We start from the raw sequence: 18,974 nt of genomic DNA on the forward strand, positions 1-18,974 counted from the left end.
CGTATCCGGGCGAGCGGGTTCCCCACCCATGGTTGACTGGACGTGAAGCGTCGGCGCCGCGCCGGCCGAAGGGAGACCGCATGTCCGCCATCAGCCCCACCCTCGCCCTCCGCGACGGCCGCGAGATCCCGCAGGTGGGCCTCGGCGTGTGGAAGGCGAGCCAGGAGCAGGCGACGATGGCGGTCCGCGAGGCGCTGAACGCCGGCTACCGTCACATCGACACCGCGGCGATCTACAAGAACGAGGAGGGCGTGGGCGCGGGCCTGCGCGAGTCCGGCGTGCCGCGCGAGGACGTGTTCCTCACCACGAAGGTGTGGAACCGCGACCAGGGCTTCGAGTCGACGAAGGACGCGGCGCGCGCGAGCCTCGACCGCCTCGGGGTCGACTACGTCGACCTTCTGCTCATCCATTGGCCGGTGCCCATGGTCGACCGCTACGTGGACACCTGGAAGGCCATGATCGAGCTGCGCGACGCCGGCCTCGCCCGCTCGATCGGCGTCTCGAACTTCACGCCCGCGACCCTGGACCGGCTCGTCGATGAGACGGGCGAGGCGCCCGTCATCAACCAGATCGAGGTGCACCCGTACCTCCAGCAGGAGACGATGCGCGCGGTCGACGCGGGTCACGGGGCCCTGACCGAGGCGTGGAGCCCGCTGGGGCAGAGCCACGTGCTCGGGGATCCCGTGATCGAGGCGATCGCGGCGAAGCACGGGAGGACTCCCGCGCAGGTCGTGATCCGCTGGCACGTCCAGCTCGGCAACGTCGTCATCCCCAAGTCGGTGACGCCCGCACGCATCGTCTCCAACATCCAGGTGTTCGACTTCGCTCTCGACTCCGACGACCTCGCCGCAATCGGCGCGCTCGACAGGGGCGAGCGCTTCGGCCCCGATCCCGACACGTTCGGCCCGCCGCGCCCCTGACCCATCCGGCGCCGCGAGGGCTCCGAACGTCGGGCATGAAGACTCTGCCTGCGAAGACCCTGCGCGCCCTTCCCGTCCCCGTCCTCGGTGCCACCCTGCTCACGCTCGCGGCCTGCGCCCCGGCCGCCAACGATGCCGGCTCGTCCGACGCGACGGCGATGGACGCATCGTCCTCGTCCGAGGGTCACGCCTCGATGGAGACGGACGATGCGATGGTGGACGATGCAGGGGAGACGGGGGAGGCCATGGCCTCCGGCGGCGAGGTTTACGTCCCCGATCAGCTCCGGTTCACGGCGACGACGCTCGCCGACGGCGAGGAGTTCGACGGCGCGAGCCTCGCGGGTCAGGACGCTCTGATCTGGGTGTGGGCCTCGTGGTGCCCCACGTGCCAGGCGGAGGCGCCTGCGGTCGCCGAGGCCGCCTCAAGGCTGCCCGAGGGTGTCGCGCTGTACGGCCTCCCGGGCAAGTCGGCGCTCGTCGACGCCGAGGCGTTCGTCGCGACCTACGATCTGGGCGGCTTCCCGCATCTGTTCGACGTAGACGGCACCCTGTGGGCGAACTTCGGTGTCGCATCGCAGCCGGCGCTCATCATGATCGATGACGACGGCAGCATCGAGGTGCTCGCGGGCGCGACAGACGCGGATGGCATCGTCGCCGCGGCCGAGGAGCTCGCGCAGTCCTAGCGGTCCGCAGCCCTGGCAACCGCCGCCCGAGCGGCCCGCAGTCCTACGCGTCCTTGCGCCCCACCGCGTCGCGGATCAGGGACAGGGTGGCGGGATCGGCGGCCGGCCCGGGAACGGACGGAGCGGCGTCAGTGGAAGCGGTGCCGCCGCGGACGCTGGCGGCGCGCTCCTGGCGCCGAGCGGCCACGAGCACCGATGCCACGGCGACGGCGACGAGTGCGGCCAGGGCGACGAGCGTCGTCGTCCCCCAGGAGGCGATCCAGGCGGACACGGTCGACTGCCAGGAGGCCGTCGTGAGGAGCACCGGGTCCAGGGCTCGGATCCCGTAGTGCGGCAGGACCTCCGCGAGCCCGAACACGAGGACGTACGCTCCCGCCGCGACCATGAGCACTCCGCCGGCGCGCATCAGCAGCGGCGTGCGCGAGCGGAGCGCCGCGGCCGCAGAGGCGCCGGCGAGCGCGGCGATCATCGACAGCGTGAGGACGCTCGCTCCCATGCCGACGCCGTACGCGAGGAACGGTGTGATCGCCGCGACCGGGCCCGGAGCGGCGAGGGATTGCGTCACGACACCGAGGAACAGCCCGATCGTGCAGCTGAGGGACGCGATCGCGAAGGCCGCGCCATAGGCGAGCTGCGAGGAGAAGGTGCGTCCGGGCGCCGAGCCGCGCATCGCGAGCCCCGGCCCGCGCAGCTCGCCGCGCCACGCGAGCACCACGCCGAGCACCATGAGACCAGCGCCGAGCACGACGGTCACGTACGACACGTAGGGGAGGATCGATCCCTGGAGTCCTGCGTTGACGGCACCGAACAGCAGGCCGAACGCGGTGAAGATCCCGGTGAAGGCGAGCGTCATCGCCGCACCGAACCCGATCGCGCGCCGCAGCGCGACCGCCCGGCCGACGCGCTCATCGGCCGTGCCGGTCACGATCACCGTGAGGTAGGCGGGCAGCAGCGCGAAGCCGCACGGGTTGAAGGCCGCGACCGCGCCGAGCAGCAGCGCATAGGCGGTGGCCGTGGGGTCGATCACGGGGGTTGCCTCACCTTCCGAACGTCCTTGTCTTGTTCGGGACGGGTTCGGAGCCCGAGGCCCGGCGGATCGGTTCAGTGCCGCGAGGAAGTGGACCGTCCGCGCGGCCTGAGGTTCGCGAGCGTCACGCCGCCGATCACGGCGACCCCGCCGAGCAGCTCGGCGTAGGTCCACGGGTGGCCCGCGGCGATCGTGAACGCCGTGGTGAACACCGTGATGAGGTTGAGGAAGACGCCGGCGCTGCCTGCGGGCAGCGCCGTGAGCGCCCGGTTCCACAGCGGGTACGACAGCACCGAAGGGAAGATCGCGATGAAGAGCAGCGCCCACCAGCCGGTCCCGGTGCTCGGGAGCGCGGGGCCGCCGCTCAGGAGCGCGATGGGCGCGAGCACCGCGACGCCGATCACGGCCTGGAGCGACGTCGACGTGATCGGCGGCATCTGCGGCGCGAGCCGGCCGAGGATCGTGTACGCCGTCCACGCGGTGATGGCGCCGATCATGAGCAGCTGCCCGGTTCCGAAGCCGTTCGTGAGCACGAGCCACGGCTCGCCGTTGGTGAGCACGACGAGGACGCCGACGAGCGCGATCGCCACGCCCCCGACGGAGCGTCGGGTGAGAGGCTGGCGCAGCACGAGCGCGGCGGCGAGCACGATCAGCGCGGGGTTGAACGCGTTGATGAGGCCCGCGTCGAAGGCCCCGATGAACTGCAGCGAGCTGTACAGCAGCAGGTTGTAGCCCGCGAGGCCCGTCGCGCACAGCGCGATCAGCCAGGGCCAGGCGCGGGCGGCGGCGCGCCAGTCGGGCCGCTCGGTGACCTGAGCGAGCACGAGCAAGGGGACGACAGCGATCGACCAGCGCAGCAGCACGAGCGACAGCGGATCGACGTCGTGCACGACCTCGGCGCCGACGATGTAGTTGCCGGCCCAGAACAGGGTCGCGCCGAGGAGGGACACGATCGCGACGGAGCGCCCGCGCCCGGACGATGCGGGGGCGGCGGGCGCGGATGTCGTCACCTGAGCGAGCCTAGCCTCGCGCCCATGGTCCACCGGAGCGGTGCTGGCACGGCGCGACGCCACTCCACAAGCGACGAGGCGCCCGCCCCTGAGCAGGGGCGGGCGCCTCGTCCAAGTGTGGATCGCCTACGGCTTGAGAAGGACCTTGCCCTCGCGGCCGGGCTTGAAGTTCGCCTGCGCGGCCTCGCGGATCTGGTCGAACGACATGACGGCCTCGACGGGCAGCTTCAGCGTGCCGTCGCCGATGCGCGCGAAGAGCTCGCCCATGAGGCGGCGGCGGTCGTCGGCGGGCATCGCGGCGCTGACCTTCGAGCCCCAGAAGCCCTTCACGGTGGCCTGCTTGAAGATCACGTCGCCCGACGCGATGTTCATGGTGGGGGACGCCATCGCGCCGAACGAGACGAGCGTGCCACCCTCGGCGAGCATCGACAGGACGTCGCCCGACGCATCGCCGCCGACGGAGTCGATGCCGACCTTGATGGGGGCGTCGCCCGCGATCGCACGGACCTGGTCCTTCCAGTCATCGGCGTCGGTCGCGACCACGCGCTCGATGCCGGCCGCGGCCAGCTCGGCGACGCCCTCGGCGCGGCGCACGAGGCCGATCACGTTGATGCCGCGTGCGGGCGCGAGCTGGGCGACGAGGCGGCCGACCGCGCCGTTGGCGGTGTTCTGGATCATCCAGTCGCCCTCGGACAGGCCGAGGTGGTCGAGGAGGCTGATCGCGGAGAACGGCATCGCGACGAGCTGGGCCGCGACCTCGTCCGGCACGCCCTCCGGGACGGGGAGGAGCGCCGCGGCGTTCGCCACGAAGTACTCGGCCCACACGCCGAACGTGCCGCCGGTGGCGACGCGCTGACCCACCGCGAGGTGCTCGACGCCCTCGCCGAGCGCGTCGACCACGCCCACGGCCTCGGTGCCGGCCTTCGCGGGCAGCTCGGGCTTGAAGCCGTAGGTGCCGCGGATGGTCCACAGGTCGTGGTTGTGGATGGGGGACAGGAGGAGGCGGACACGGACCTCGCCCGGGCCGGGCTCGGGAATCTCGGTCTCGGTGACGGACAGGACGGCGGCGGGGTCGCCGAACTCAGAGTGCATGACAGTACGCATGGTCATGTCCAACAGTCATACCCCCGATGGCATTCCGTGCCACAAGGCGATCTCTCTCACGGCTGAACGGCCCGCTCCCTGCCCGTGTCGCGCTGATAGGTTGCAGGCGTCCCCTTCCCTGCACGCCGAGGAGGAGACCGCATGAGCCTGACGCACGAGGAGCTGCTCGAGGCGTTCGGGCGCGAGCTCGTCTGGCACTACTGCTTCGACGACCCGAGCGGGAGTCCGGACACGGCGGGGATCTGGGAGCAGGACGGACGCTGGCACGTGGGCGTCGCCGACTCGGCGGGCGCCCTGATCGCCGAGGCCGACTTCGATATCGCCGATGACGCGCGCGAGCGCCTCCTGGCTGAGGCGCGTCGCCTCACCCGCGCTCGGGGCCCCGCAGATCGGTTCGCTGAGGAGATGGCGAAGGAGCCGGGGTGGCGCCCCGACCCGGAGCTGCTCGACGGCGACCACCTCCGCTGGTGGGACGGCGGCGCGTGGACCGAGCACCGGGACAGCATGGTGCCCGCGCCGGCTCCCGCACTCGGGGTTGCGGAGGACGCCGGATCCGAGCCGACCTTCCCCCCGCCGCCTCCCGGCGTGGAGGCCGGCGACAGACCCGAAGGAATCGACGAGGAGTCCGCGCGCAGGGCCTCGTGGGTGCTGTTCTTCATCATGGCGGTCGGCGTCGTGGCCCTGACCGCGCTCGCGTACTACGTGCTGGCGCCCCTCCTCTTCTGGATGCTCGACACCTTCGTGTTCCCGGCGATCGACTGGCTCTTCGGCGACTAGTCCCCGTGCACCGCGACCGCCCGCGCGAGGTCCCCTCCCGCATCGTCCCGACACGCGGAAGGATGGGAGCAGGAGGTCTCCGATGGCGGCGACTGGGATCGAGCGCTGGGTGCCGGGCGTGCGCATCGTCCGCGAGTACGAGCGCGCGTGGCTGTGGCCCGACGTACGCGCGGGCCTCGTCGTCACCGCGCTCATGATCCCTGCTGGCATGGGCTACGCGACCGTCGCAGGGCTGCCCCCGGTGACCGGTCTGTACGCGTCGATCGTCCCCTTGGTCGCCTACGCGGTCTTCGGACCCAGCCGCATCCTCGTGCTCGCGCCCGACTCCGCGCTCGCTCCGATCATCGCCGCGTCGATCCTGCCGCTCGCGCTCGGGGACCAGGACCGGGCCGTCGCGCTCGCGGGCGCGCTCGCGGTCCTGGTCGGGGCGTTCATGCTCGCCGCCGCCGCGTTCCGGCTCGGCTTCGTCACGGACCTGCTGTCCAAGCCGGTGCGCGTCGGATATCTGAACGCGATCGCGCTCATTGTGATCGTGTCGCAGATCCCCAAGCTGCTGGGGTTCTCGGTCGACGCGGAGGGCCCGTGGGCGGGGGCGCTCGTGGCCTGGCGCGGGGTGCGGGACGGCGAGGCGATCCCGATCGCGGCGGGCATCGGCCTCGGCTCGCTCGCCGTCATCCTGCTCCTGCGCCGCTACCGGTCGCGGATCCCCGGGGTGCTCGTCGCCGTGGTCGCCGCGATGCTCGTCGTGTGGTTGGCAGGACTCGACGGTGACCTGCCGGTGGTGGGAGGCCTTCCTCAGGGGCTGCCCGCCCCCGCGCTCGGCGGGCTCACCTGGGCCGACATCGGCGAGCTCGTCGCCCCGGCCGCCGGCATCGCGCTGGTCGCCTTCACCGATAGCGCCGTGCTGTCCCGCACGCTCGCCGCCAGGCGCGGCGAGACCGTGAGCGGCAGCGCCGAGCTGGGCGGCATCGGGGCGGCCAACGTCGCGACCGGCCTGCTCGGCGGCTTCCCCGTCTCCGCATCGTCCTCGCGCACGCCCGTCGCTCAGGCGGCCGGCTCCAAGACCCAGCTCACCGGCGTCGTCTCCGCCGCGCTCGTGCTCCTGTTCATGCTCGTCGTCCCGGATCTGACCAGGTATCTGCCCCAGGCCGCGCTCGCGGCCGTCGTCATCGGGGCCGCGCTGACATTGATCGACGCGCCGGCCGTCTCGGCGCTGTGGCGGATGAACAAGGTCGACGCCGCGCTGTCCCTGGTCGCGATGCTCGGCGTGCTCGTGTTCGGGGTGCTCGAGGGGATCGTCGTCGCGATCGTCTTGTCGCTCATGACCTTCGTGAACCGCTCGTGGCGTCCGTACCGCGCGCAGCTCGGCCGCATCCCCGGGCGTCGCGGGTACCACGACCTGTCGCGGCACACGAAGCACGGCGAGACCATCCCCGGCGTCGTGATCCTGCGCTTCGACGCCCCGCTGTTCTTCGCGAACGGCTCGATCTTCGACGACTGGGCGCGCGCGACGGTCGAGGGAGCCGGGCCGGAGGTGCACACCGTGATCCTCGCCGCGGAGCCGATCACGAGCATCGACACCACGGCCTTCGACGAGCTCGCGGAGCTCGACGACTACCTCGCGGCGCGCGGGATCAGGCTCGTCTTCGCCGAGGCGAAGGGACCCGTCAAGGACACCCTGCTGCGGTACGGGGGTCAGGAGCGCTTCCCGCCCGAGCGGTTCGCGCCCACTGTCGGCGCTGCGGTCGACGAGGTCACCGGCACGTGGCGAGGCGACCTGGGCGGGGGTGTCTGAACCGTCACGGTCGTGCGGTCCTCACCTGTGCGTCGTCACCGGGGGCGGTGGTGAGCCTCGGCTCCGCTCTCGTTCCGGCGGACACTTTCTGACACATCTCGGAACGGGCGCACGGCGTGTCGTGGGCAACACGCCGTGCGCCGAGCTCGGGCTGTGTCAGAAAGTGTCCGCCGAGGGCCGCACCTGCGGGCGCCACCCCAACGTTCCGGCCTAGGGTTGCGTTGTTGCTGGCATGAGCGGGGGTGAGCGCCAGTGAGCAAGGGGGTTGAGGGCACGTCCGGCCCATGGCGACCGCGCCGCGGACGGATCCTGATCGCGCTGTGCCTGGGCTTCCCGGTGCTGTGCGCGGCGGCCTACACGGCCTTCGGTGGGGTGCTCGTCGCGGGCTTCGGCTGGCCCGTCGGGTTCGTGATGATCGCTGGCGCGCTCGTGGTCGCGCCGGTGGCGCTGACGATGATCGCGCGTCGACTCACGGGTGCGCGGCGGGTGGCAGGTGCGGTGGCAGCGGTCGTGGCCGACGCGGTGATGCTCGTCGCCGCCCTCGCGCACTTCCACGAGCTGCCGATGGTGTGGGTTCCCGCCATCGGGATCGACGTGGCCTTCCCCGTCATCGGCGCCGTCGCGACGCTGGTTTGGGGCGCCTTCCTGGGCGGCTGGACGACGCGGGTGCTGGGCGGTCTCGCGGGCGTGGGAGTCGTGATCGCCGCCGCAGTCGCCCTTCAGCCGGAGCCGTCACCGTATGAGGAGCTGATGAGGACGCCGAGCCCGGAGGAGGCCTACGAGCGCTACGCCGATGGCGTGGAGGACCAGCTGTCCACCGACGCACCAGGCGTGACATTCGTCGAGGTTCACGACAACGGCGTCCCGATCTCGATCGTCGTCGCCGACGGCGGCGGGGTCGTGGAGATCAGACGGGACTCGAACCTGCCGGCCGACGAGACGGACAGATATCCCTGCTGGTACATCGCAGAGCCGAACGCTGACGTCCCCGAGCAGCAGGCGGGCGATCCCGCGCTGACGGCCGCCGACTACTCGGACAGATGCGAGCGTGACGATGCGGGCTGGCGGCGGGTCGACGGGTCAGGGTACGCGCGGCCATGGGACGGCGGCTACGTGTTCGTCTACGCCGCCGACGAGGACGAGATCAGCGGGTACGGGGCGGAGCACGTGGAGGCGGCCGGTGGATCTCGGCCTGCGAACGCCGACGAGGTCGCCGCCGTCCTCGCGGGCCTGCGGCCTCTCACTGACGCCGAGATCCGCATCGCGTACGACGCCGCGACTCCCGACGAGCCGGAGGCGTGAGGTTCGAGCGGCGGGGCATGCTCGACGCCGTGGTGCACGTGGCTGCCCCGCGAATCGGCGTTCCGTGCATCGTCCGCGGGAAACGACCCGCGAGACGTTGACGCGTCCTTAGCCTGAGCGTGCCCACAACGGCGTGGGCACCCAAGGATTGGACAAGTCCCCATGACCTACCTTGCATCGGCCGGAAAGCGGCCAGGCCGCGCGCGCCATCTCCTCTTCGCCGCGCTCCCAGCGGCGGCGGTCCTCACGATCGCCGCGTGCACGCCCGCAGGCACGGGCGGCTCCTCGGACTCGGCGGAGCCCTCGTCGTCGTCCTCCGAGTTGGCTGCGGGAGACGAGATGGGCGACACCATCAAGATCGGCTACATCGCCCCGGCGACGGGAACCCTCGCCGGCTTCACGGACGGCGACCCGTACATGCTCAGCTACGTCCGCGAGCAGTTCGCCGACGGCATCACGATCGACGGCGTCACGTACCCGGTCGAGATCATCGACCGCGACTCGGCGTCCGACGCCGCGAAGGCCGGCGAGCTTGCCCAGGAGCTCATCACCGACGAGCAGGTTGACCTGCTCATGGCCACCTCCACCCCCGAGACCGTGAACCCGGTCATCGCGCAGTGCGAGGCGAACGCGGTGCCGTGCCTCACCGCCAACGCCCCGTGGCAGGCGGTCATCTTCGGCGCCGGCTTCGGCCCCGACAACCCGATGAAGTGGACGCACCACTTCTTCTTCGGCATCGAGGGCTTCGGCGACGTCGACCCGCTCGCGTGGGACCAGATCGACACCAACAAGAAGGTCGGCGTGCTGTGGCCCAACGACTCAGACGGCGGCGCCTTCCGCGATCCCGACACCGGCTACACGCCGTACGCCGAGGCCGCGGGCTACACGATCGTCGACCCGGGCGCCTATGAGGACGGCACGCAGGACTTCACGTCGATCATCCAGACGTTCAAGGACAACGACGTCGAGATCATCGCGGGCATCCCGATCCCGCCCGACTTCGTGACGTTCTGGACGCAGGCCGCGCAGCAGGGCTTCCACCCCAAGGTCGCGACGATCGGCAAGGCGCTGTTCTTCCCGACCACGGTGCCGTCCATCCCGGACGACCTGGGTCAGGGCCTCGCGTTCGCGACGTGGTGGGGGCCGACGTTCCCCTACCAGTCGAGCTTCGACGACCTCACGCCGCAGCAGTGGATCGACGGCTTCGAGGCGAGCCCCGAGGGCGAGGGCCTGGTGTGGAACCAGGCGACGCCGCTCAACCTCTCGCTGTTCGAGGTCGCGAAGGTCGGCCTCGAGGCCTCGGGCGATCCGCACGACAAGGCGGCGGTCAGCGCCTCGTTCGACGACATCAACATGATGACGCTCGGCGGGCAGATCGACTTCACGAGCGGCCCGTTCCCCGGCATCGCCACCATCCCGACGGCGATGGGCCAGTGGCAGAAGGACGATGCTGGCGAATGGGAGTGGGTCGTCGTCGACGCGGGCGACGTCCCCGACCTTCCCGTCGACCGTCCGCTCGACATCCTGGCCTGGTCGTGACTCCTCCCACGGCGACCGCCGAGGCCCTGCTCGAGGTCGACGGGCTCGCCAAGTCGTACGGCGCGCTCGACGTCCTCACCGGCGTGGACCTCGCGGTCCCCGCCGGGCAGGCCCTCGGCATCGTGGGACCCAATGGGGCCGGGAAGTCGACGCTGCTGAGCGTCATCAACGGCACCGAGCGCGCGACCCGGGGGGTGGTCAGGTTCGCGGGGCGCGACGTCACGAGCGTCAGCCCCGCGGACCGGGCCCGCGCCGGAATGGGACGCACGTTCCAGATCCCGCGGCCGTTCACGCACCTCACGGTGTTCGAGAACGCGCTCGCGGGAGCGTCGTACGGCGCGGGGCTGCACGGCCACGCCGCCGACATGCGCGCGCTCGAGGCGCTCGAGATGGCCGACATGCTCGACGTCGCCAACGCCCCGGCGGGCAGCCTTCCCCTCCTGGGCCGCAAGCGGCTCGAGCTGGCGCGGGCGCTCGCGACCGAGCCGCGCCTGCTGCTGCTCGACGAGATCGCGGGCGGCCTCACCGAGGCCGAGTGCGACAGCCTCATCGCGACGATCCGGCAGCTTCATGGCGAGGGCATCACGATCATCTGGATCGAGCACGTCGTGAAGGCGCTCACCGCGGTGGTCGAGAGGCTCGTGTGCCTCGCCACGGGGGTGATCGTCGCCGACGGGCCTCCCGACGAGGTCATGCGCAGCGCCGAGGTGCAGCGCGTGTACCTGGGCGGAGGCCTGTGATGGCGCTGCTCGCGGCGGACGGGATCGATGCGCGCTACGGCGACGTGCGCGCGGTCACCGGGGTGTCCCTCAGCCTGGCCGAGGGCGAGCTGCTCGCCCTCGTCGGCGCCAACGGCGCCGGGAAGTCCACGCTCCTGCGCGTGCTGGCCGGGGCGCATCGTCCCTTCGCGGGGACGGTCGCGTTCAGGGGTGAGGACGTCACCGGGCTGCGCGACTTCGAGCGCGCTCGGCGAGGGATCGCGCTCGTGCCCGAGGGTCGCCGCCTGTTCGCGAGCCTCACGGTGCGCGAGAACCTCCTGGTCGGCGCCGGATCCCGGCGCACGGGGCGGTGGAACGTGGGCAGCGTGACCGAGGCGCTGCCGATGCTCGCGCCGCTCCTGGACCGCAACGCTTCGCAGCTGTCCGGTGGCCAGCAGCAGGCGGTCGCGATCGGCCGAGCCCTCATGTCGAACCCCGAGGTGCTGCTGCTCGACGAGGTCTCGCTCGGCCTCGCGCCCATCGTGATCGATGAGCTGTACGCCTCCCTCGCCGCCGTGCGCGACGGGGGCCTCGGCGTCGTGCTCGTGGAGCAGGATCTGGATCGTACGCTCGCGGTCGCCGACCGCATCGTCTGCATGCTCGAGGGAGAGCCCGTGCTCGAGGGCACCCCGGCCTCGCTCAGCCGCGAGGCGATCACCGACGCCTACTTCGGGCACGTCGCCGCTCCCGCCGGGGGCGGGGCGGGCGGCCCCGGAACGGCCGGGGACGATGCGGGGGCCGGGAACGGGGGTGCCGCATGGTGGTCGTGAACGCCCTGGTGCAGGGCATCCTGCTGGGCGGCGTCTTCGCGATGGCCGCGCTGGGCCTGTCGATCGCGTTCGGGATCCTGCGCGTGGTCAACCTCGCCCACGGCGAGATCATGACCGTCGGCGCGTACATCGCGGCGATCGCGCTGTCCCGCTTCGGGGTGAGCGTGTGGGTGAGCCTCCTCGTGGCCGTGCCGCTGCTCGGCCTCGCCGGCTACTGGGTGCAGCGCGCGATGCTGCAGCGCGCGCTCAGGATCGGCGAGCTCGCGCCGCTGCTGGTCACGTTCGGGATCGCGATCATCATCCCCAACGTGCTGATCGAGCTGTTCACCACCAACAAGCAGGCGATCCCCACGGGCGGCCTCGCGGTGAGCAGCATCAGCCTGGTCGAGGGCGTGAACGTGGGCGTTCTGCCGCTCATCACGATGGCCGTCGCCGTGGCGCTCATCGCCGCGACCCAGCTCTACCTGTCCAAGACGCGCAACGGCCGCTACATGCGGGCCGCCGCCGACGACTGGGAGACGCTGCGGCTCATGGGCGTCGACCACCGGCGCGTGTACGCGCTCGCGATGGCGATGGCCTTCGGGATCGCCGCGCTCGCCGGGGTCTTCTTCGGGATGCGCCAGGGCGGCGTGACGCCCTACGACGGCCAGCTCGCGGTGCTGTTCGCGTTCGAGGCCGTCATCATCGGCGGGCTCGGGTCGCTGTGGGGAACGCTCGCGGGCGGCATCGTCCTGGGTGTCTCGCAGACCCTTGCGGGGGTGGTCAGCCCCGAGCTGCCGCTGCTCGTCGGCAACCTCGTGTTCCTCGCCGTCCTCATGTTCAGGCCCACGGGTATCGTCCAGAGCAAGGTGGCCGTCTGATGGCAGAGCTCGTCCCCGGCCACGTGCGCGTCGATCGGCTGCGCAGGCGCATGATCGCGACCCAGATCGTCGGCGCGGTCGTCATCCTGCTGCTCGCGCTCGCGCCCTACGTGTTCGTCCCCGCGGTCACGAGCCAGTGGATCAAGCTGTTCTACCTCATCACCCTCGCGACCGTGTGGAACCTCCTCGCGGGCTACGCGGGCATGGTCTCGGTCGGCCAGCAGGCCTACATCGGGCTGGGGGCGTACGGCATCTTCGTCTTCAACGACCTCGGTGTGAACCCCTATGCGGGCGCGCTCGTCGCGTCCGTCGCGATCGGGGTGATCGCGTTCGGGCTGTCGTTCGTGGCGTTCCGACTGCGCGGCGGGTACTTCGCGATCGGCACGTGGGTGATCGCGGAGGCCGTGCGGCAGGTCGTCGTGCGGTTCGACTCCCTCGGCGCGGGCCGCGGCCGGTCGATCGCGGACTACACCGAGGATCCCGTGATGCGGAACCTCTTCACGTACTGGCTCGCGCTCGGGATCCTCGCGGCGACCCTCATCGCGACGCTGTTCCTGCTGCGCAGCCGCATGGGTGTCGCGCTTCAGAGCATCCGCGACAACGAGGTGGCCGCGCGCGCCCTCGGCATCCATGTGGGCCGCGCCAAGCGCATCGTCTTCGTGATCGCGGGGATCGGCGCGGGGCTCGCCGGGTCGGTGATCTCCCTGCAGCAGCTCGGGGTTCAGTCGCCCAACCAGATCTTCTCGGTGAGCTTCTCGGCGTTCATGGTCTTCATGGTGCTGATCGGCGGCATCGGCACCATCGAGGGGCCGATCGTGGGCGCGGTCGTCTACTACGTGATGGACCTCTACTTCAGCCAGATGGGCCTGTGGTATACTTCAGCCAGATGGGCCTGTGGTACCTCGCGGTGCTCGGTGTGCTGGCGATCGTCGTGACGCTGTTCCTCCCGCAGGGGATCTGGGGAGCGCTCGCGTCCCGATTCAACCTCAGCGTCTTTCCCATCGGGCATCGCGTCGTCGCCGTCGCGGACCTGGGGGAGCACAAGCACGTATCGCGTCACCCGGACGCGGTCATGACGGTAACGGACTGAATGATGACGATGACGCAACCGGCCGCACAGACCGGACAGAAGACGGCCTTCTTCGACAAGGGGACCTGGGAGGGGCGCACCTACCTGGGTGGATGGACGATGCTGAAGGCCACGGCCGACGCGGTGTCGCCTTCGACGGGAGCGCGGGTGGGCTCGTACGCCCTCGCCGACCCGGACGACGTGCAGACCGCGGTGGATCTCGCGGTGAGCGCGCAGCGCACGTGGGCAAGCACGTCCCCCGAGGAGAAGGCCGCCGTGCTGCGGCGCGCGGCCGCCCTCATCGAGCAGCACTCCGACGTGCTCGCGCAGTGGCTCGCCGAGGAGGCCGGTTCTGCGCCCGGCAAGGCCGCGTTCGAGGCGGGGCTCGTGGCGTCCGAGTTCCACCTCGCGTCCGCCACGGCGATGATGCCGTACGGCCAGCTCCTGCGCACCGGTCGACCGCGCACGAGCATCGCGAGGCGCCTGCCCGTCGGCGTGGTCGGCGTGATCGCGCCGTTCAACTTCCCCGCGATCCTGGCCGCGCGGTCGATCGCACCGGCGCTCGCGCTCGGCAACGCGATCGTGCTCAAGCCGGACCCGCGCACGACGATCGCGGGCGCGCTGTTCCTCGCCGCCATCCTCGAGGAGGCGGGGCTGCCGCCCGGCGTGCTGGGCGTGGTCCCCGGAGGGATGGAGGTCGGATCGGCGCTCGTGGACGAGCCGCGCGTGCCCATGATCTCCTTCACCGGCTCGACGCCCGCCGGACGCGCGATCGCCGCGAGGGCCGGGCAGCTCCTCAAGCGCGTCCACCTCGAGCTCGGCGGCAACAACGCGCTCGTGGTGCTCGCGGACGCGGACGTCGAGGCCGCCGCCTCGGCGGGGGCCTGGGGATCCTTCCTGCACCAGGGCCAGATCTGCATGACGACGGGCAGGCACCTGGTCCACGAGAGCCTCTACGACCGCTACGTCGAGCTGCTCACCGAGAAGGCCGGGCGGCTCCACGCGGGAGCGCCCTCGACCGGTGCCCCGCTGGGCCCGATCATCGACGGGAGGCAGCGCGACAAGGTCCACTCGATCGTCGGGCGCAGCATCGAGTCGGGCGCGCGCCTCACCGTGGGGGGCACCTATGAGGGCCTCTTCTACCAGCCGTCCGTCCTGGCGGACGTGGTGCCGGGTCAGGCCGCGTTCGAGGAGGAGATCTTCGGCCCGGTCGCGTCGGTGTCCAAGTTCTCGACGACCGACGAGCTGGTGAAGCTCGTGAACTCGTCGCCCTTCGGGCTGTCGCTCGGCGTGCTGACCGGCGACCCGTACGCGGCGTACGAGCTCTCGGACCGGATGCGCAGCGGCATCGTCCACATCAACGACCAGACCGTGGACGACGAGGCGCAGGCGCCGTTAGGCGGCGTGGGCGACTCGGGCACGGGCGTGAGGTTCGGCGGCCACGAGGCGAACATCGAGGCCTTCACCGAGACGCAGTGGGTGACCATCCAGGGGGAGATCGCGACCTACCCGTTCTGATCCTTCGTCATCCGCGTAGATCACGGATCGCCAACATCGTCGGCCAGATTGTTGACAATCCATGGGGGCGGTTTTACGTTCTGAGAATCAGCGCAAGGAGGCGGTGATGGTTGTTCACGCGGCAGGCAGCGCGGACGAGTGGCAGGACGTCGTCAGCCGCTGCTTCATCCCGATCAGCTTCGGCTCGTTCGAGCCCGGCTTCACGGCTCGGATGGACCATCTCGAGCTGGACGACAGCATCTCGATCTCGTGCGTCGCGACCGACGGCCACACCGTCAACCGGTCCGAACGGCTCGCCGCGCGGTCCGAGGTCGACGACCTGCACCTGTCGCTCCAGGTCGCCTCTCGCGGCACGGTCCGTCAGGGGCGACGCATGGTGTCCGTCCGTCCCGGCAACGCGTCGATGTACGCGACGCACTCGCCCTACTATCTCGACTATTCGGAGCCAGGGCAGCGGCAGCTCATCGTGCAGGTCTCGCAGTCGGCCCTCGACGTCCCCCCGGAGGTCGTCAAGGGCAGGCTCGGCCAGCTCAGCCTGCCCGCGAACGACGCCACGCGGGTCTTCTTCACGTATGCGCTGGACCTGCACCGGCACGGCGCGCCGCCGCAGAGCGCGCAGGCGAAGGAGGCCGCGGAGGTCGCCAAGGACCTCGCCGCGACGATGATCCGCGCCTCGGCAGAGGGCGCGCGCGTGCTGCCCCGCACCCGCGGTGGGCTGCTGCGAGCGATCCAGGACTTCGTCTCCGTCAACCTGCCGCACGTGCGGGTCGACGACATCGCCGCGGAGTTCTTCATGTCGCGGCGCACCGTGTATCACGTGTTCGAGGATGTCGGCATGACGCCGAGCGACTACCTGCGCAACCGGCGCCTCGCGCTCGCCGCCGCGCGCCTGATCGATCCGGAGTTCACCGACATGCCGATCGCCGAGATCGCGGTCGGCGCGGGCTTCGACGACGCGACGACGTTCACGCGAGCGTTCCGCCGCCAGCACGGGGTCACGCCGCGCGAGTGGCGCGCCGCAGGGACGATGCGGGAGCTCCCGGTCGCGTCGTAGCCGGCATGGCGGGGGCGGCCCCGACCTCCATCGTGCAACGGCACCCCAGTAGCATGACGACAGGAGGTGCCGGTGCGCGTCGAACACAGTCCCGAGGGGAAGCCCGTATCGGGGACAGTCGCGTCGCGCTCCGCGACCATCTACGACGTCGCCGAGCGTGCGGACGTCTCCCCTCAGACCGTGAGCAGGGTCCTGCGCGGATTCCAGGGCGTGCGTCCGGCCACGAGGGAGCGCGTCCTGGAGGCGCTCAAGGAGCTGGACTACAAGCCCAACGAGGCCGCGCGGTCGTTGCGCACCCGGCGTGTCAACCGGATCGGCGCGCTTGTGCATGCGATGAGCTCGACCGGGCCGGGCCGCACGCTCGAGGGCGCGGCGATGGCGGCGCGGGCGCATGGCTACGTGCTCGACATCGTCCCGATGGATGGCGAGGACCCCGCGTCGATCGCCTTGGCCTTCAGCCTCGCGGCCGAGCATCAGATCGCTGGAATCGTCGCCACGGCCGACACCGCCGCGGTCCGCGCCACGCTCGCCGAGCAGGCCGGTCCAGTCTCCGTGGTGTGGGGGGCGACGACGATCCCTGAGGGCTTCGACATGAGCCACGACGAGGCGATCGGGGCGCTCGCGGCGGATCACCTGGTCGGGCTCGGGCATCGCGACATCGCGTATATCGGCGGCCCGGAGTCATGGGCGGCGGCGACCGAGCGTGCGCGCGGCTTCGAGGTGCGGGCGCAGTCGCGTGGAGCGCGCGTCGTGTGGAGCGCTATGGCGGACTGGTCCGCGGACGCGGGCCATGCTGCGGCGTCCGCCCTCCTGGGTGCGGCGACGAGCGCCACTGCCCTCGCGTGCGGCAACGACGCGATCGCGATCGGTGCGCTCGCGGCGATGAACTCCAGGGGCGTCTCGGCTCCCACCGACCTCAGCGTGATCGGCGTCGACGACATCCCCGAGGCGCGCTATCACCTGCCGACACTGACCACGATCGCGCTCGACTTCGAGGCCGAGGGCGCGGGCCTCGTCGAGCGCCTGCTGAGCGACATCGGCGAGCTCGAGGCCTCCGCGGTGACCACCCCCGCGCCCCCTCGTCTCGTCGCACGCGAGTCGACGGCTCCGGTCCGGTAGGCGCAAAAGCCCCCATATTCCTGGAAAAGTACCTGGTAAATAGGCTACACACCGCTTCGGCGGCGCGATTGTCTCAGTTTGGCAAACACGCGCAACGAGGGGTTGCACTCAGACTGTTTTACACCTAGAGTCCGATGTTATCGATAGCAAATGTTATCGATGCCAAACAGCGACGAGGCGAACCCCTCCTCGTCGTGGAACCAGAGAGCACGCCGCAACGACGCGGCGAGGAGGCGTTCAAAGATGAACTCACGGACCATCAGGCTGGCGGCAGCCGGATCGGCGCTTGCCGTCGTCGGCGCGCTGGCCGGCTGCTCGGGAAGCAGCGATTCATCCGACGCGAGCGGCAGCGCGCAAGCGTCCGGAGACACGAGCGAGGCCAGCATCGCTGGCTGGACTCCCAACGAGGGCCGGCCGGAGGGCGAGATCCACGTGCTGGTCTTCTCGGACTCGGTGGCCGAGGTCGAGCGCGCGGCGGCCGAGCGCTTCAACGAGACCTCCGACATCAAGGTCGTCATCGACGAAGGCGCGAGCGCCGGCGTCGAGTACAACACGCAGGTCCGCACCCAGATCGGCACCGACAGCGCGCCCGACATCTTCATGAGCTGGGGCTCCGCGGGCATCCAGCCGCTCGTCGACGCGGACGCGCTGCTGCCGCTCGACTCGTTCATCGAGGACGACCCGATGCTCCAGGACGCGTTCCTGCCCTCGGTCTTCAACGAGGAGGTCATCGACGGCAGCGCCTATGGCATCCCGATGCGCGGTGTGGCCCCCGAGTTCCTCTACTACAACACCGACGTGCTCGCCGATGCGGGCCTCGAGCCGCCCACGTCGTGGGAGGACTTCAAGTCCCAGATCCCGGTCCTCCAGGACGCCGGCTACATCCCCGTCGCTCTCGCGGGCGCCGACAAGTGGCCCGACATGATCTGGTTCCAGTTCCTGTACGCGCGCTACCTCGGCAACGACGCGGTGGCTCAGGGCCTCGCGGGCGACACCTCGGTGTGGGAGTCCGACGGCTCGAAGGCTGCCCTCGCCGAGCTCAAGGACCTGGTGGACATGGGTGCGTTCGGCTCCAACTTCGCCTCTCAGTCCTATGGCGGAGACGGCACGGCGGCGCTGCTGCGCAACGGCCTCGCCGCCTACGAGCTCATGGGCTCGTGGCACTACGGCACGGTCAAGGGTGACGCCGAGTCGGTGGACAACCTCGGGTGGGTCGCGTTCCCTGACTTCACCGAGGGCGATGGCCTCGACGGTGAGATCGCCGGCAACCTGAGCAACTTCTACAACGTCGCCGCCGACACCCGGTACCCGGAGGCTGTCGCAGGCTTCCTGGCCGAGCTGTACGGGGACGAGTTCCTCAACGGCCAGCTCTCGTTCGGCAACGTGCCGCCGACCACGAACGCCGCCGACCTGATCGCCGCGTCCGACCTGGACGAGGGCTCCAAGGCCCACGCGACCTTCGTCGTCGACCTGGTCGAGAGCGCGCCGACCTTCCAGCTCTCGTGGGACCAGGTGGTCCCGGCATCGGCTCAGACCGCGTCGCAGGACGCCACGGCCGACTTCTTCAACGGGGCGATCGACGACCAGGGCTTCATCGACGCCTGGAACGCCGTCGTCACCTCCGAGTGACACGCCCTCACCACCGCCCCGAGACTCACCTCTCTCACTG

General features: G+C 70.8%; 18 protein-coding genes. 15 read left to right on the top strand and 3 right to left on the bottom strand.

The window, feature by feature from the left end:
* Positions 1-80: 80 nt before the first annotated feature.
* Both AOP78_RS12165 and AOP78_RS12170 read left to right on the top strand, forming a co-directional pair.
* Positions 81-920 (top strand): aldo/keto reductase, encoded by an 840-nt coding sequence (locus tag AOP78_RS12165; RefSeq protein WP_062205061.1) that lies wholly within the window; start codon positions 81-83, stop codon positions 918-920.
* A gap of 35 nt (positions 921-955) precedes the next feature.
* Positions 956-1,603, top strand: coding sequence for a redoxin domain-containing protein (locus AOP78_RS12170; protein ID WP_062205065.1), 648 nt, complete (start codon positions 956-958; stop codon positions 1,601-1,603).
* Positions 1,604-1,646: 43 nt separating this feature from the next.
* On the opposite strand, the gene AOP78_RS12175 is transcribed toward AOP78_RS12170, so the two are convergent.
* The 3 genes from AOP78_RS12175 to AOP78_RS12185 all read right to left on the bottom strand — a co-directional run bounded on the left by AOP78_RS12175 (position 1,647) and on the right by AOP78_RS12185 (position 4,744).
* Positions 1,647-2,630 carry a cytochrome c biogenesis CcdA family protein gene (locus AOP78_RS12175; RefSeq protein WP_062205068.1) on the bottom strand — a complete coding sequence of 328 codons (984 nt, stop codon included), beginning with the start codon at positions 2,628-2,630 and terminating at the stop codon, positions 1,647-1,649.
* Positions 2,631-2,704: 74 nt separating this feature from the next.
* On the bottom strand, positions 2,705-3,640 hold the full coding sequence (locus AOP78_RS12180; RefSeq protein ID WP_062205071.1) for a DMT family transporter: 936 nt from the start codon (positions 3,638-3,640) through the stop codon (positions 2,705-2,707).
* A gap of 126 nt (positions 3,641-3,766) precedes the next feature.
* Positions 3,767-4,744 carry a zinc-binding dehydrogenase gene (locus AOP78_RS12185; protein WP_062205235.1) on the bottom strand — a complete coding sequence of 326 codons (978 nt, stop codon included), beginning with the start codon at positions 4,742-4,744 and terminating at the stop codon, positions 3,767-3,769.
* Positions 4,745-4,885: 141 nt separating this feature from the next.
* Between AOP78_RS12185 and AOP78_RS15420 the strand changes: the two genes are divergently transcribed.
* The 13 genes from AOP78_RS15420 to AOP78_RS12255 all read left to right on the top strand — a co-directional run bounded on the left by AOP78_RS15420 (position 4,886) and on the right by AOP78_RS12255 (position 18,934).
* Positions 4,886-5,521, top strand: a complete 636-nt coding sequence (locus AOP78_RS15420; protein ID WP_062205075.1) for a DUF2510 domain-containing protein — start codon at positions 4,886-4,888, stop codon at positions 5,519-5,521.
* Positions 5,522-5,603: 82 nt separating this feature from the next.
* Positions 5,604-7,316 (top strand): SulP family inorganic anion transporter, encoded by a 1,713-nt coding sequence (locus AOP78_RS12195; RefSeq protein ID WP_062205078.1) that lies wholly within the window; start codon positions 5,604-5,606, stop codon positions 7,314-7,316.
* A 252-nt stretch (positions 7,317-7,568) separates the two neighbouring features.
* Positions 7,569-8,618, top strand: coding sequence for a hypothetical protein (locus tag AOP78_RS12200; RefSeq protein ID WP_062205082.1), 1,050 nt, complete (start codon positions 7,569-7,571; stop codon positions 8,616-8,618).
* Positions 8,619-8,780: 162 nt separating this feature from the next.
* The gene (locus AOP78_RS12205) at positions 8,781-10,157 is read left to right on the top strand and encodes an ABC transporter substrate-binding protein (RefSeq protein ID WP_062205085.1); all 1,377 of its coding nucleotides are present in this window, start codon (positions 8,781-8,783) and stop codon (positions 10,155-10,157) included.
* Positions 10,154-10,897 (top strand): ABC transporter ATP-binding protein, encoded by a 744-nt coding sequence (locus AOP78_RS12210; protein WP_062205088.1) that lies wholly within the window; start codon positions 10,154-10,156, stop codon positions 10,895-10,897. The genes AOP78_RS12205 and AOP78_RS12210 overlap by 4 nt, the downstream gene beginning before the upstream one ends.
* The gene (locus AOP78_RS12215) at positions 10,897-11,685 is read left to right on the top strand and encodes an ABC transporter ATP-binding protein (protein WP_083980106.1); all 789 of its coding nucleotides are present in this window, start codon (positions 10,897-10,899) and stop codon (positions 11,683-11,685) included. Before AOP78_RS12210 ends, AOP78_RS12215 begins: the two co-directional genes overlap by 1 nt.
* Positions 11,673-12,545, top strand: coding sequence for a branched-chain amino acid ABC transporter permease (locus tag AOP78_RS12220; RefSeq protein WP_062205090.1), 873 nt, complete (start codon positions 11,673-11,675; stop codon positions 12,543-12,545). The genes AOP78_RS12215 and AOP78_RS12220 overlap by 13 nt, the downstream gene beginning before the upstream one ends.
* Entirely contained in the window at positions 12,545-13,480 is a 936-nt protein-coding gene (locus tag AOP78_RS12225) for a branched-chain amino acid ABC transporter permease (protein ID WP_062205093.1), read from the top strand. Before AOP78_RS12220 ends, AOP78_RS12225 begins: the two co-directional genes overlap by 1 nt.
* Positions 13,432-13,635, top strand: coding sequence for a hypothetical protein (locus AOP78_RS12230; RefSeq protein ID WP_062205095.1), 204 nt, complete (start codon positions 13,432-13,434; stop codon positions 13,633-13,635). Before AOP78_RS12225 ends, AOP78_RS12230 begins: the two co-directional genes overlap by 49 nt.
* A gap of 9 nt (positions 13,636-13,644) precedes the next feature.
* The gene (locus tag AOP78_RS12235; protein WP_083980118.1) at positions 13,645-15,132 is read left to right on the top strand and encodes an aldehyde dehydrogenase family protein; all 1,488 of its coding nucleotides are present in this window, start codon (positions 13,645-13,647) and stop codon (positions 15,130-15,132) included.
* A 106-nt stretch (positions 15,133-15,238) separates the two neighbouring features.
* Positions 15,239-16,186: a helix-turn-helix domain-containing protein gene (locus AOP78_RS12240; protein ID WP_062205099.1), complete on the top strand. Its 948-nt coding sequence runs from the start codon at positions 15,239-15,241 to the stop codon at positions 16,184-16,186.
* A gap of 72 nt (positions 16,187-16,258) precedes the next feature.
* A complete protein-coding gene (locus tag AOP78_RS12245; protein ID WP_062205102.1) occupies positions 16,259-17,305 on the top strand; it encodes a LacI family DNA-binding transcriptional regulator in 1,047 nt (348 codons plus the stop codon).
* A gap of 243 nt (positions 17,306-17,548) precedes the next feature.
* Entirely contained in the window at positions 17,549-18,934 is a 1,386-nt protein-coding gene (locus tag AOP78_RS12255; protein ID WP_160297637.1) for an ABC transporter substrate-binding protein, read from the top strand.
* Positions 18,935-18,974: the final 40 nt, after the last annotated feature.

It is taken from the genome of Demequina salsinemoris (genome assembly GCF_000974805.1).
Lineage (GTDB): Bacteria > Actinomycetota > Actinomycetes > Actinomycetales > Demequinaceae > Demequina > Demequina salsinemoris.

What these genes read in the sequence shown, in the direction of transcription:
- AOP78_RS12165 (WP_062205061.1), top strand. Translation starts at nt 81, where the DNA reads ATGTCCGCCATCAGCCCCACCCTCGCCCTCCGCGACGGCCGCGAGATC.
- AOP78_RS12170 (WP_062205065.1), top strand. Translation starts at nt 956, where the DNA reads ATGAAGACTCTGCCTGCGAAGACCCTGCGCGCCCTTCCCGTCCCCGTC.
- AOP78_RS12185 (WP_062205235.1), bottom strand. Translation starts at nt 4,744, where the DNA reads ATGCGTACTGTCATGCACTCTGAGTTCGGCGACCCCGCCGCCGTCCTG.
- AOP78_RS15420 (WP_062205075.1), top strand. Translation starts at nt 4,886, where the DNA reads ATGAGCCTGACGCACGAGGAGCTGCTCGAGGCGTTCGGGCGCGAGCTC.
- AOP78_RS12195 (WP_062205078.1), top strand. Translation starts at nt 5,604, where the DNA reads ATGGCGGCGACTGGGATCGAGCGCTGGGTGCCGGGCGTGCGCATCGTC.
- AOP78_RS12205 (WP_062205085.1), top strand. Translation starts at nt 8,781, where the DNA reads ATGACCTACCTTGCATCGGCCGGAAAGCGGCCAGGCCGCGCGCGCCAT.
- AOP78_RS12215 (WP_083980106.1), top strand. Translation starts at nt 10,897, where the DNA reads ATGGCGCTGCTCGCGGCGGACGGGATCGATGCGCGCTACGGCGACGTG.
- AOP78_RS12220 (WP_062205090.1), top strand. Translation starts at nt 11,673, where the DNA reads ATGGTGGTCGTGAACGCCCTGGTGCAGGGCATCCTGCTGGGCGGCGTC.
- AOP78_RS12225 (WP_062205093.1), top strand. Translation starts at nt 12,545, where the DNA reads ATGGCAGAGCTCGTCCCCGGCCACGTGCGCGTCGATCGGCTGCGCAGG.
- AOP78_RS12230 (WP_062205095.1), top strand. Translation starts at nt 13,432, where the DNA reads ATGGGCCTGTGGTACCTCGCGGTGCTCGGTGTGCTGGCGATCGTCGTG.
- AOP78_RS12235 (WP_083980118.1), top strand. Translation starts at nt 13,645, where the DNA reads ATGACGCAACCGGCCGCACAGACCGGACAGAAGACGGCCTTCTTCGAC.
- AOP78_RS12240 (WP_062205099.1), top strand. Translation starts at nt 15,239, where the DNA reads ATGGTTGTTCACGCGGCAGGCAGCGCGGACGAGTGGCAGGACGTCGTC.
- AOP78_RS12255 (WP_160297637.1), top strand. Translation starts at nt 17,549, where the DNA reads ATGAACTCACGGACCATCAGGCTGGCGGCAGCCGGATCGGCGCTTGCC.